Genomic DNA, 10,991 nt, shown 5'->3' with positions numbered 1-10,991 from the left:
CGTCGCGACAGACGACCAGATCGTTCAGCTCCCACTTGGCGGCCAACCTCGTGAGCTGAGCGGCAAAGTCGCCGGTCCGGCTTCCTGATTCATTCAATTGTTCGACCACGCCCGAGGAGGCGGCCCTTTGCTCTGAGCACGACCCCTAACTGCATAGCCACGCGCGTCTTTGGCGTTCACAGGCATCGGCTCCGGCCGGATGCCGGGGCTTTCTGCGCGCAAAATCCAACTCACGCTTGGAGCCGACAATAACACGGAGCCAGGCGGCCATCCCAGCATGCCCGGACTCCGAAATTCCGGCGTGTCGGTCAGCCGCGCCCAAAACACCCTCCGAACCCGCCCCCCGCGGGCCCGTCGAGGAGTCTCCCGTCCCGGACGGGCACCAGGTCGCGCCCTCCCTCGCGGTGTGGCTCGACCTCGGATTTCACCTGGTCGACGGCGAATGCCGCCGCGCCCACTGGACGGCCAACACCCGCCGCTTCCTGTGGCAGCTCGCCCTCAACCTCGGCGCCGACCGCGTCACCCTGCCCGGCTTCACCTGGGAGAAATTCGCGGCCGAGGTCGGCGTGTCGCTCCGCACCATCAGCGATCGCTTCACCTGGGCGCGCCGCGCCGGCCTGATCGGCGTCGTCACGCCGGGGTCGACGCCGGAGTCCCGCAACCGCACGAAGGAGGAGCGCGAGGCCGACACGCTGGGCCATCTCGCGGGCGAGTACGTGGCCATCGTCCCCGACGACCTCCTGGCGGCGCTGTACGAGGCCGACGCCCTCGACGCCGTCGCTGTCCGCGAGGCCGAGCTCGACGCCCAGGCCCTCGATGAGGAGCACCCGTGGCCCTGCGAGACGCTTTCCGAACGTCCCACGTTCTACCTGGTCAAAGCCCCTGTGGATGAAACTTGCGTTCCCGCCGTTGATCTTAAGGTTTTCACGGATCTTGGCCGTCACGCAGGCCCGCGCGAGGCCTCCGTCATCACGGAACCGACTCCGTCGTGGCCCTCCACGGTCTCCGCGACAACCAGGGCCGACGCGCTGCGGTTGTGTGAACGGCTCAAGACCGACAACGGGCTCTTCAAAGACCTGTCGGTGCGGGATCTGCGGTCCCTGACCCGCCACGAGGTGACCACCGGCGCGACGGTGCGCGACATCGAGCACGCCCTGAACGTCCGTCCCGGCGGCGACCGGTGGGGGTCGATCACCGACGGACTCGGCTCGCTGCCGAAGTCCGCCCGCATCCGGATCCTACGTTCCCGGTTCCGCGCCCGGCTCAACCTCTGGTGTGACGACGACGGCCAGCTGACGCAGCCGTGGCCCTCTCAGATCGCGGCGGCGGCCGCCGCGCGACGCCGCGCTGACCAGGCAGCATGGCGTGCGAGTCAGGAGGTCATGAGGCGGGCCGCCGCTGGCGGGCCGATCCCTCTGGAGCCGCAGATGAGCAGAGCAGAGGCGCTGGCGCCCTGTCCCCCGGAGGCGACGGTGCCGGTGACACCGAACGAGGCGTTCCGCCAGGCCGTCGAGGCTCAGCGCGCGCGAGTACGCGCCGAGCAAGCCGAACGACGCGCCTATCTGAGCCGCTACGGAGGAACGACATGAACGACGTCCCTCGATGGGCGCAGGACGCTGCCCAGCCGTTCCTTCGAGCGGGGTGGACCGTCGCGGACGTGCTACATGCCCTGAACACGAGGCCCGACGGCAGCCCATGGCTGAACAGCGCGTTCGCGCACGGCACCCACGACTGGGCCACGCACCGGCTGTCGGCCTGGGTAGACGGGCACGGACAACCGCGGGCTCCTCGTACAGCGGTGGTGACGCAGCAGTCAGCCCAGATGCGTCAGCAGCAGGCCAAGCGCGCGGCCGAGGTGGACGCGATGCGGGCGACGAGAAGCGGCAGACAGGCCCAGCATGCTCAACGGGCACGCCAGATGCTGGCCGCCGCGTCGCCGGCGGCCGCGCGGAGCATGCAGGCCCCGCAGCCACAGGAGGTCGAACGTAAGCCCGCCGACCGGTGGGAGCGGGAGCGCCGGGATCAGCAGGCTGCTGCTGCTATCGCGGACGGTGTGATCGCGGAGAAGGACTGGGAACCGCCGGTCGAGGATGAACCGGTGTCTCCGCAGACGGTGGCTCTGGCTCGGGCGAGGACTCGTGCGCGGCTGGAGCGTGAGCGCGCGCAATCTCGCGAATCTACTTTGTAAGGGTGCAGTGAGCGCACACCTACCGGAGTCCGGTCCCGCCGCAGGCGGTACTCGTCCCTCCCTATGACGGCATCACCGCAGGTCAGAGCTCTGATCGTCGTCGAACGGTTGGTTTTTGGACGGAGACAACAAGCATGTCCAGATGCCCTTTACGACGTAGATTCCGCGATTCTGCGGAACTGAGTTGGCGGTCGGCAGATACGTTGTTCGTATGGCTGATGAGCGCACGGGGGACGAGCCCTTAGAGCAGCTCCGCACGCATGATGAAGGGCCGCCGTGGGTGTTGACTGCGGCGATGCTATTGGCCGGCGTCGTGGTAGTTGCGTTCATCATCTTCGTCACGTTCAGGCTCTCCGACGTGTTCGGCGGATCTTCACCGTCTATGACGGCGCAGGCCAATCCAGCGGACTTCACCGCAATCGTCGTCTTCATCATCGGTGTGGTCGCGCTGGGCGTCTTCCTCGTGGTCGTCTTCGTCCTGGTCGAGCAGGTACGCGAGCGCCGCCGCGCAGAAAGGTCAGTTCGTCTCTTGCGCGCAGCAGAAGCCTCGCTCGCGCGTGAGGAAGCCCTGTCGCTCCGAACGCTCTGGGACGTCACCCACAAGCGGCTGGACTACTACCACGAGATCGCCACCTCGCAGGCCCGCCGCAGCTTCCGGAACGCTCAGTTCGCCATGGTCACCGGGTTCCTCCTACTGGCCGTGTTCGCCTACCTGGCGATAACGGCCACGACCACGTCGACCGCGATCGTTACTGGCGCCCTCGGCGCGACCGCCGCGGCGTTCGGCGCGTACGTGGGCCGGACGTTCGTCCGCTCTCAGGAGTCGACAGCGAGCCACTTGCGGGCGTATTTCAACCAGCCACTGGAGTTCTCGCGGTACCTAGCAACCGAGCGGTTCTATACGGCGGCACTGAAGGAGCTGCCCGACGAGCACCGGGCAGAGCTGGCGGGCCAGGTGCTCCGCGCGATGATGACGCCGCCGGCCGCGGAGGCGGCAGCGGCGGCGGACGACAAGGCTTCGTAGATCCGCTGTTCTGTTCGATTCCGTCGTGCTCTTCCGCGCGAAAGTGTCGCTCTGTGCTGGTCGCTGCGGGAGTTTCAGAGGGTGTCTGGGGTGATGGGGTCAGTGGTGCGGGTGGTCGCGTCAGGGACGCTCTGAGACGCGTACAAGCATCCTTCCAAGAGTCATTGCGAAAATGCATTGACCCATGTAAGGATCAGTCGCGTTACTCCCCGACCTACACGCGGACACCCCCGAATGGAGCGGCAATGATCGCCCGGCTCTACACCCGCAACACCGAATCAGCTCTCGGGATCGAGATCCAGCACCTAGACATAGCGACCCCTGGAACCCTCGACGCCTGGGGCGACGTCACCCAGGACGGAACGGTCGCGGCGATCGAGTTCACAGGCACCCGCGCTGACACAGACTTCTGCGCCGCTGGCGCACTGGAGCACTACGACGAGAACGACTTGTGGTGGGGCGACCTCTACCTCGGAGGATCTGACGGCACCCTGGAGGATTTCCTCGACAGCCACCACAAGCAGATGCTGGAGGAAGGCTGGGTGCTGCTGCCAGGCAGGTACGACTGCAATCAGGCGCAGGCTCGAATCCTCGCGAAGTCCCACGAGCTGTACCACGCTCAAAGCCTATAAATCACGGAAGCAAAACCGCAATCAAAAAATCTTCCCGGGGCGCAAGTCCATCGCGTCCCGGGACAGTCACCACGGAGCCACCGCCATGACTACCCGATACCTCGCCGTCGCCTACGACGACGGCGCGATCGCAATCGACCTCAACAACGCCGCCATCCCCGCCACCCACCACGTCGTCGCCGTCGCTGTCGCGGATGTCGCGGACGCAGAGCTGTTCCCCGAGCCGCGCCTGGTCGCCGTCATCGACACCGGCGTCCCCACCGACGAGCCCACTCCGCATCTCGCCGACATTCTCCAGGCGCACGGCTGGACCGTCGTCGTCAACGGTGACGCCGCCCCGGACGCCACTCAGCGCGAGGTCACTCCCGCCGACCCGGCCGCCGTACTCAGCCCCGTCACCTACCTCAACGGGAAGCCGGAGCCGTGCTATCTGACCGGCCGGTCCGCGCTCATGGACGGCCAGGGCTTCGCCGAAGCCCTGGACCGCGCCATCGTCAGCGCCTGCAGCATGATCGGCGACCCCAGCGTGTACAACGTCAGCGCGTACGACGTCCACGAGCAGGTCAGCATCGCCGCACAAACCGCCGCCCGCAACCGCGCCGAGGCCAGCGGCGTGACCGACCTCAACCAGCTGGCGGAGCCGCTGGCCCAGCACGTGCTCGCAGCCGCGTGCGACGCCATCGAGGACGCAGCCGACGACATCGCCCGGCGGACGTTCTGCCGCACCTGCGACGCCCACGCCACCGGCCGCAGCGACAACAAGCCCACCTGCTCCACCACCGGCCACTAGAAGGGCACCCCACCGATGTCCACCCAAACCCCAGCCGCCGCACCCACAACCGAGCAGCTCGGCGACGCCATGCTCGCCCTGCTGCGCGACCTCAACCGCGCCAACGACCAGCGCCTCGCCTGCGACCCCGGCCCGCACGGCCACGTCCGCCAGGCGCTCCTCACACTCATTCAGACCCTCCCGCTGTGGGGGCCGAACCTCGCGGCCGAAGCCGTCGCCCGCGCCCTCCAAGAAGGACTGAGCCTGCGCGAAGCGATGACGGCCGTACAGAACGACGTCACCCCCGGCCGCTGACGACGCCCACCCACTCCGCACCCGCTCACCCCAGCGGGCGCGGCCCCACCCGAAACCAAGCCCACGCCCAGGAGGCCAGCATGACCACCTACCAGCGGTACACCGCCGCACACACCGGCACCCGCTTCGTCATCACCGAGATCGAGCCCACCAACCGCGACCCGAAATCCTGGTGGATGGAGTCGCCGTACGCCCTCACGTACGAAGCCGCCCTCACCCAAGCCGCAACGCAAGACCAGCCGGTTCGCGTCCACCACCGCGACGGCATCACCGAACTGCTCGGCGACCTCTTCGAACCGGCCGCCTTCGAGCAGGCCGCCTACAGCGGCTACGTCGCCTACGGCCTGTCGATGTCGGACGGCTACTACGCCCCCATCTCGTTCGACGCCTGGGTTCACACCTTCCGGAGCGGCCCCGAGCTGACATTCAACAACTGCGACCCGTACGTGAAGGCGTCCCTGGCCACCTACCAACGCCACCTGGCAGCCCAGGCCGCCAAGTCCTGCGCCGCCTGACGGCATGGACGTCAACGACTTCGCCGACGAGCTCGAAAAGTTGCTGCCCGACGGCTGGACCACCGACGGCGACACCGTCACCTGCCCGCACGCCCACACGATCGAGCTTGACGGCAGCTGCCCGCAGGGGTGTATGTCGCCGCTGCTGCGGATGGGCCTCATCTGATTACGCCGTAATCACCGGTGCGGGCCCAGCCTCTGCGCCCGCACCCCTACCTCGAACGCCAGCCCGACCCGAAGAGGGGGCCTCACTCCCGTGACCATCGCACAGACGTCACTCACTCCCGGCGTCTACAAACTCGACGGCCGCCTGTACGCCGTCAAGCCCAGCCGCTACTACGCCGGCCGCCAGAACATCAAGCGCCTCGAAGTCCGCCGCGGCAAGCTCTACCGCCGCATGGTCACCTTCGATGTGATCGACCGGCTCCGGCAGGACATGCACATCACGCTGGAGGACGCTGTCGCGTTCGGCGAGCAACACCACTTTTGCTGTATGTGCGGCAGATCCCTCACCCGCGAAGACTCGATTGCCAAGGCGATCGGGCCTGTGTGTGAGAAGCGCATCAAGCAGGCAACGGCCACCAACCACAGCGTCCCCCTGACGGCAGCCGACCGTGATCACTAACCCGCGTCCAGGCGGCTTCGCCCGCTACACCACCAACACCGCGGGCGGCCACCGCGTCACCGCCGAAATCGTCGACGTCAGCCACCCCCACGCCTACCGCGGCGGCGAACGTCTCCTCACGCTCGTCCTGCTGGGCGACTGCCCGAACCGCAACTTCCGGCGCGGCCACGAGATCCACGTGTGGGAACGCGACGACGACGTCACCGGCGCGGCCACGCCAGCGCGGCGGCTGCACGTGGCCACGACCACCGTGTACGGCTGCATGCGCAACGGCAAGCTGTGGCGCTGGTACAGCGACGGCATCCCGTGGCTGCCCGAGAGCATCGACGACGCCATCGCCCACGTCGGCTCACCCCTCGGTGCCCGCCTGTTCACCCGCAAGGTCGAGGCGTACGAGTACCTGCAGCAGGCCGTCGACGCCGAGCCCAGCGACACCATCGGCCACGTCCTGGTGAAGACGTGGACACACATGCCGTCCTCCGACAGCCAGCTGAAGCGCAGCCGGTACACCCTGGCCCGCATCCTGCCCACCTGAACCCCTCCGCTCCGAAAGGTTGTCATGACAACAACTGTGGCTTGCCCGTCCTACCCAGACCTGTCCCATCTGCAAGGCGGCCACCTGGCCTGGGCCGTCATCACCTTCATGCGCACCCTCCCGGACCCCGGCTCCCTCAACCCCGGCGAGATCACCCACCACCAGTGCGACTGGCGCTGCTCCACGAGCATGTGCCTGGCCGGCTGGGTGTGCCAGCTGACCGGAGGCCACTGGGCCGGGCAGCCAGGCACCTCGGTCGGTGCGTTCGTGGTCGCCGTCGAGGACGACCCTGCCGACGCCGTCCGGCTGCTCAGCGATCTCGACCGTTCGGTGTCCTCGGCGCAGCCTGTGGTGCACGCCGCCGTCCGCGCCGCCCGCCTGCTTGGCCTGCCCACCGACGATGCGACCGAGCTTGACCTGTTCGCGGGCGACCTTGACCTCGACGGCGTCGCCGAAGTTGCCGAGGGCCTGTTCGGCCCCAACCCCTACGCGTAACCCCCTGCTGGGCCCGTCCCGACCCCGGGCGGGCCCAGCAGCCCCCCTTTCACCCGAAACCAAGACCAGAAAGAGGTGCGGCTTCATGCTGCGCATCCCCCTGAACAAGCCCGACACCGGCCGAGGCGCTGACCTGACCGACGAGGAGTGGGCCGCCTGGCGCGAGCGGACCATGCTCGGCGACGCCACCAGCATCGCCGCCGGGAAAGTGGCCGCGGCCGCGATCCGCGACAATCCGGCCCTGCTCGACGAGTTCCGCCTGTACGCCGCCCAGTTTCCGCACTACAACATCGCCAACAGCATGCGGCTGTGGGTGCAGGACCCGGACGCCACCCGCGTCCAGGGCGCCCGCTGGTGGAGCGGCGAAGGCCGCGAGGTGGTCGACGGCGCGCGCCCGCTGTACGTGATGGCGCTGCACGAGCGGCGCAAGCGCGCCAACAAGAACCCCGAGCAGGAACCTGCACCCGACAGCGGCGATGACCAGAAGGGGCGGAGCGCCTACGTGGGCAAACCCGTCTTCGACGTGTCCCAGACGGTGCCGAAGCCCGACGCTTCCTGCATCCTGTGCCGCTCCGACCCGGGCCAGCCATGCCATGCGAAGTGCCCGGTGTTCGCGCCGAACTCCGGGCAGATCCCGTCCCGGTTCGACGTCCTCGTCGAAGCCAACCTGCAACTGCGCAAAGTCGGCGGCCTCGACGCCGAAGCCATCCTGGCCGCACTCGGCCCCGACCCCTACCGCGACGGCGACCGCGTCGAAGGCAGCGACACCTTCAAAATCCGCATCCCCAAGCCGGGCGGCAAAGGCGCACGCCTGCTGACGGTCCACGTCTCCCAGGACCTCGACAGCGGCCGCACCCGCTACGCCATCGTGAAAATCGGCGTGTTCTGGCTCGGCCTCGACGCGCTCGAATACGACCGATCCACCCACGGCGGTCAACGCCAGCGCAACCAGCTGCGCGTCCAGTACGGCGACGCCGCCCCCGGCCACGAAACCCACCGGCATCAAGAAGGCAGCGCGCTACGACGCGGCGCCCCCGTCATCAACGGCATCTCCCTGGCAGGCGACGGCACCTACAACGCCGACACCATCACCGAGGACGGCCGCCACGGCCCGTGGGTCGGCAGGCTCGGCCGCTACTCCTCCATCAGCGTCCCCGCCAAGACCGAACAGACCGTGCGTGCCATCGTGTACTCCCTCACGCAGCACTGGCTCGCTCAACCCGCCGTCGAGCAGCTGAGGGCGGCCCACGACCGCTTCCACGCCCCCGGCCGCCAAGCCCGCCACGAACACCGCGCCGCCCAGCTGCGCGAACAGGTGGCCGAGCTCGCGGCCGAGCTGGCCGCGCAGGAGGACGCCGCCGCCCGGCAGGAATCCCTCACCGGCGACGATGAGCTGGGCGGGGCGCAGGCATGAACGAGACCCCGATCCCTCGCCAGCTGCGGCATCTGCCCCACTGGAACGGCCTCCTCATCCCGGCGATCACCATCCGGCACCGCGACAACACCCCGATCCTCGGCGAAGTCGACTTCGACAAGGTGGCCACGTTCCTGCGCGCCGGGCTGTGCCAGCTGTGCGGCGAACCCCTGGGCAAGCCCACCAACACCGCGGTGGCCATGGTGCGGCCCGCCGACATGATGCGCGGCTGGATCAACGAACCTGCCCAGCATCGCTGGTGCGCCGACTACAGCCGCCAGTCCTGCCCGATGCTCGCCGGCCGGCTCGACCGCTACCGGCAGACACCGCGCTCTGCCCGCCGCTGCGGCGACCCTTTGTGCCTGTGCGACGGCTGGACTGCCGACAACGTCGACGGCGTCATCCGGTCGGGGCAGGCAGCCGACCCCTGGTACGCAGTGTCGTTCCCGGCATCCTCCTACCGGCTCGCCTACACCGCCCGCGGCGAACTACGCGGCGTCCTCCTCAAGCACCTGAAGCAGCCGAAGATCGAGCTTGTCACCCGAGGCAACCCCGGCGCCGACGACCTGGCCCTCATCGTCGCCCTCGGCCTGCCCTGGTGATGACGTCGTAATCACCAGCTGCCCCTACCGGGTCCTGGCCCGCCTGCACGGGCCAGGACCCCGTTTCCTTCTGACCTCGACCTCGCCGGAGAAACGCTCGCCTTGACGACGCCACGCATCACCCCAGACCGGCTGCTCGACGACCTGGACGTCCTCTGTGCCACCCCACCCGGCGACGAACAGGGCGGCATCGTCGCCGAGCTGCTCGCCCTCCATGGCATCACCCGCGAGCAGCTACCCACCGGCCGCATCACCGACCTCCCGGCCACGACCAAGCGGCGCTTCACCCGGCCTGCGCTCCGGCTGCTGCGCCAGGTTCAACAGTTCACCGACTGGGGATACGCGCGCGCCGATATCGCCGGCCACGCCCGCCGCTTCCACTCCCTGCACTGGTGAGAGTTTTCCGGCAGCGGTTACGCTTCCAAGAACAAGCCCGCCGTCCTTGGGAGATGACCGTGACGCGTGACGAGCTGATCGCCGACATCGCCGCAGACCTGAACCAAGACCATGACGACGCCACGCGCACGCTCAGGATCGTCCTGCGGAGCATCCTGCGCGCCGTCGCCAACGGTCACCGCGTGTCGCTCGGCGAATGGGGAACCTTCCTCCACCGGCACGTGCCCGCCCACAACGTCAAGAGCCCGAACGGCACCACGTTCCGCATCGACGACCAGTGGAAAGCCGTCTTCCTGCCCGGCCCGGACCTTGCACGGGCCGTGCAAGCCAACGGCATGCTCCGGCACGCGAAAGCCAAGGAGGAGAAGCACAAGGCGGCCTCGTGATGGCGTGGCAACCCGCCACCATGTGGGTATGATCCGAGTATGACTCAGCATGATCCGGTAGCGGGCGGCGGCGACGAGACCGCTTCCCGCAAGCCGAAGGTGACCATCACCATAGATCCCGAAGTGAAGACGTTCGTCGAGCGCCAGGTCGACGGAGGCCAGGCCGACTCGGCCTCAGCTGTCTTCAACGAGGCGATGCAGGAGTACATGCACACCCGTCGCCGCCGCCGCCAGCTCTTCCACGCCCGCGCCGCCCAGGCCGACCAGGCCAAGGTCGCGCGCATGATCGCCCACGTGGAGAGCCAGCGCGACCAGTGATCCCCTTCAAGCCAACCCCCTACATCTTCGACACCGGCGTCCTGTCCGAGATCGCCCGCGGCAACGCCGAACTCATCGGCCTCGTCCAGGCCTTCGACGCCCAGGGACAGCCGATGATCGTGTCCGCGCTGGCCATCACCGGCGCCTCCCTGGACGCCCGCACCGACGAAGGCGACGACCTGCTGGCCAGCCTCGACCTGCTGCCACAGGTCACCGTCGCCCCGCTGAAGGGAGCCGATCAGGCGACCGCTCTCGCGGACATGATCTCCCGCACCGGCCTGACCCCATGGGACGCCCACGTCGCCGCCATCGCCGACGTATCGATCTGCCCCATCCTCACCCTTCAAGCCACCTACTGGCACGCCCCGTCCGACGCCCTGGACGAGCCCCTGCACGTCCGTGAAATCGCCGACCCCGAGGAGTACGAGTAGCCCCGTGGACGACGAAGAGCGCCGCCGCCGACAAGCCGAGTACGACGAGTGGTTCGTCCGCGCCATGGACCTGTACGCCAACGACACCCGGCCGACCAGCGTCCTGGCCGAGGAACTCGAAACCACCGTGGCCGCCCTTCACGCGCTGGCATCCAGATCCGCGGTACGGCGGGCGGAGGGCGTCGAACGGCGGCCGCCCAGGCCGCGCCGTCCCAAGAAGTGATTACGGCGTAATCACCCGGGGCGGCTTCCTGGACAGGGCTGCATATTGTCGGCCGGCTGATGTACCGTCACCTGTGGCGGTTGCGCCCGCCATCCCGAGCCTCGGAAGCCGCCCACGCGGCCG

18 protein-coding genes are annotated in these 10,991 nt (G+C 68.4%); all 18 read left to right on the top strand.

From position 1 onward, the window contains the following. The first annotated feature begins 404 nt into the window (after window positions 1-404). The 18 genes from ACIBKY_RS51490 (at window position 405) to ACIBKY_RS51405 (ending at window position 10,868) form a co-directional block, all read left to right on the top strand. Complete coding sequence (locus ACIBKY_RS51490; RefSeq protein WP_397109405.1) at window positions 405-1,589, top strand: hypothetical protein; 1,185 nt, start codon at window positions 405-407, stop codon at window positions 1,587-1,589. Then, window positions 1,586-2,188 (top strand): hypothetical protein, encoded by a 603-nt coding sequence (locus ACIBKY_RS51485; protein WP_397109404.1) that lies wholly within the window; start codon window positions 1,586-1,588, stop codon window positions 2,186-2,188. Before ACIBKY_RS51490 ends, ACIBKY_RS51485 begins: the two co-directional genes overlap by 4 nt. A gap of 211 nt (window positions 2,189-2,399) precedes the next feature. Beyond that, complete coding sequence (locus tag ACIBKY_RS51480; protein WP_397109402.1) at window positions 2,400-3,212, top strand: hypothetical protein; 813 nt, start codon at window positions 2,400-2,402, stop codon at window positions 3,210-3,212. 245 nt (window positions 3,213-3,457) lie between these two features. Further along, window positions 3,458-3,844 (top strand): hypothetical protein, encoded by a 387-nt coding sequence (locus ACIBKY_RS51475; protein ID WP_397109400.1) that lies wholly within the window; start codon window positions 3,458-3,460, stop codon window positions 3,842-3,844. A gap of 85 nt (window positions 3,845-3,929) precedes the next feature. Beyond that, entirely contained in the window at window positions 3,930-4,634 is a 705-nt protein-coding gene (locus ACIBKY_RS51470; RefSeq protein WP_397109398.1) for a hypothetical protein, read from the top strand. Between the two features lie 15 nt (window positions 4,635-4,649). Then, on the top strand, window positions 4,650-4,928 hold the full coding sequence (locus ACIBKY_RS51465) for a hypothetical protein (RefSeq protein WP_397109396.1): 279 nt from the start codon (window positions 4,650-4,652) through the stop codon (window positions 4,926-4,928). A gap of 80 nt (window positions 4,929-5,008) precedes the next feature. Further along, complete coding sequence (locus ACIBKY_RS51460) at window positions 5,009-5,443, top strand: hypothetical protein (RefSeq protein ID WP_397109394.1); 435 nt, start codon at window positions 5,009-5,011, stop codon at window positions 5,441-5,443. Window positions 5,444-5,447: 4 nt separating this feature from the next. After that, window positions 5,448-5,609 (top strand): hypothetical protein, encoded by a 162-nt coding sequence (locus tag ACIBKY_RS51455; protein WP_397109392.1) that lies wholly within the window; start codon window positions 5,448-5,450, stop codon window positions 5,607-5,609. A gap of 90 nt (window positions 5,610-5,699) precedes the next feature. Further along, window positions 5,700-6,068, top strand: a complete 369-nt coding sequence (locus ACIBKY_RS51450) for a DUF6011 domain-containing protein (protein WP_397109390.1) — start codon at window positions 5,700-5,702, stop codon at window positions 6,066-6,068. Continuing rightward, window positions 6,058-6,603 carry a hypothetical protein gene (locus ACIBKY_RS51445; RefSeq protein ID WP_397109388.1) on the top strand — a complete coding sequence of 182 codons (546 nt, stop codon included), beginning with the start codon at window positions 6,058-6,060 and terminating at the stop codon, window positions 6,601-6,603. The genes ACIBKY_RS51450 and ACIBKY_RS51445 overlap by 11 nt, the downstream gene beginning before the upstream one ends. Window positions 6,604-6,627: 24 nt before the next feature. Beyond that, the gene (locus ACIBKY_RS51440) at window positions 6,628-7,098 is read left to right on the top strand and encodes a hypothetical protein (RefSeq protein WP_397109386.1); all 471 of its coding nucleotides are present in this window, start codon (window positions 6,628-6,630) and stop codon (window positions 7,096-7,098) included. Window positions 7,099-7,183: 85 nt separating this feature from the next. Further along, window positions 7,184-8,512 (top strand): hypothetical protein, encoded by a 1,329-nt coding sequence (locus ACIBKY_RS51435; protein ID WP_397109384.1) that lies wholly within the window; start codon window positions 7,184-7,186, stop codon window positions 8,510-8,512. After that, the gene (locus ACIBKY_RS51430) at window positions 8,509-9,114 is read left to right on the top strand and encodes a hypothetical protein (protein ID WP_397109382.1); all 606 of its coding nucleotides are present in this window, start codon (window positions 8,509-8,511) and stop codon (window positions 9,112-9,114) included. The genes ACIBKY_RS51435 and ACIBKY_RS51430 overlap by 4 nt, the downstream gene beginning before the upstream one ends. Window positions 9,115-9,216: 102 nt before the next feature. Continuing rightward, window positions 9,217-9,510: a hypothetical protein gene (locus tag ACIBKY_RS51425; RefSeq protein WP_397109380.1), complete on the top strand. Its 294-nt coding sequence runs from the start codon at window positions 9,217-9,219 to the stop codon at window positions 9,508-9,510. 53 nt (window positions 9,511-9,563) lie between these two features. Further along, window positions 9,564-9,896, top strand: a complete 333-nt coding sequence (locus ACIBKY_RS51420) for an HU family DNA-binding protein (protein ID WP_397109378.1) — start codon at window positions 9,564-9,566, stop codon at window positions 9,894-9,896. Between the two features lie 39 nt (window positions 9,897-9,935). Further along, window positions 9,936-10,214: a hypothetical protein gene (locus ACIBKY_RS51415; protein ID WP_397109376.1), complete on the top strand. Its 279-nt coding sequence runs from the start codon at window positions 9,936-9,938 to the stop codon at window positions 10,212-10,214. Next, window positions 10,211-10,645, top strand: a complete 435-nt coding sequence (locus tag ACIBKY_RS51410) for a hypothetical protein (protein ID WP_397109374.1) — start codon at window positions 10,211-10,213, stop codon at window positions 10,643-10,645. The genes ACIBKY_RS51415 and ACIBKY_RS51410 overlap by 4 nt, the downstream gene beginning before the upstream one ends. A gap of 4 nt (window positions 10,646-10,649) precedes the next feature. Then, window positions 10,650-10,868: a hypothetical protein gene (locus ACIBKY_RS51405; protein ID WP_397109373.1), complete on the top strand. Its 219-nt coding sequence runs from the start codon at window positions 10,650-10,652 to the stop codon at window positions 10,866-10,868. Window positions 10,869-10,991 lie beyond the last annotated feature (123 nt).

This window comes from Nonomuraea sp. NPDC050394, assembly GCF_044459065.1.
GTDB lineage: Bacteria > Actinomycetota > Actinomycetes > Streptosporangiales > Streptosporangiaceae > Nonomuraea.
This window is presented reverse-complemented; position numbering and strand designations above follow the sequence as displayed.

What these genes read in the sequence shown, in the direction of transcription:
- ACIBKY_RS51415 (WP_397109376.1), top strand. Translation starts at nt 9,936, where the DNA reads ATGACTCAGCATGATCCGGTAGCGGGCGGCGGCGACGAGACCGCTTCC.
- ACIBKY_RS51435 (WP_397109384.1), top strand. Translation starts at nt 7,184, where the DNA reads ATGCTGCGCATCCCCCTGAACAAGCCCGACACCGGCCGAGGCGCTGAC.
- ACIBKY_RS51440 (WP_397109386.1), top strand. Translation starts at nt 6,628, where the DNA reads ATGACAACAACTGTGGCTTGCCCGTCCTACCCAGACCTGTCCCATCTG.
- ACIBKY_RS51475 (WP_397109400.1), top strand. Translation starts at nt 3,458, where the DNA reads ATGATCGCCCGGCTCTACACCCGCAACACCGAATCAGCTCTCGGGATC.
- ACIBKY_RS51470 (WP_397109398.1), top strand. Translation starts at nt 3,930, where the DNA reads ATGACTACCCGATACCTCGCCGTCGCCTACGACGACGGCGCGATCGCA.
- ACIBKY_RS51460 (WP_397109394.1), top strand. Translation starts at nt 5,009, where the DNA reads ATGACCACCTACCAGCGGTACACCGCCGCACACACCGGCACCCGCTTC.
- ACIBKY_RS51455 (WP_397109392.1), top strand. Translation starts at nt 5,448, where the DNA reads ATGGACGTCAACGACTTCGCCGACGAGCTCGAAAAGTTGCTGCCCGAC.
- ACIBKY_RS51420 (WP_397109378.1), top strand. Translation starts at nt 9,564, where the DNA reads ATGACCGTGACGCGTGACGAGCTGATCGCCGACATCGCCGCAGACCTG.
- ACIBKY_RS51480 (WP_397109402.1), top strand. Translation starts at nt 2,400, where the DNA reads ATGGCTGATGAGCGCACGGGGGACGAGCCCTTAGAGCAGCTCCGCACG.
- ACIBKY_RS51430 (WP_397109382.1), top strand. Translation starts at nt 8,509, where the DNA reads ATGAACGAGACCCCGATCCCTCGCCAGCTGCGGCATCTGCCCCACTGG.
- ACIBKY_RS51465 (WP_397109396.1), top strand. Translation starts at nt 4,650, where the DNA reads ATGTCCACCCAAACCCCAGCCGCCGCACCCACAACCGAGCAGCTCGGC.
- ACIBKY_RS51485 (WP_397109404.1), top strand. Translation starts at nt 1,586, where the DNA reads ATGAACGACGTCCCTCGATGGGCGCAGGACGCTGCCCAGCCGTTCCTT.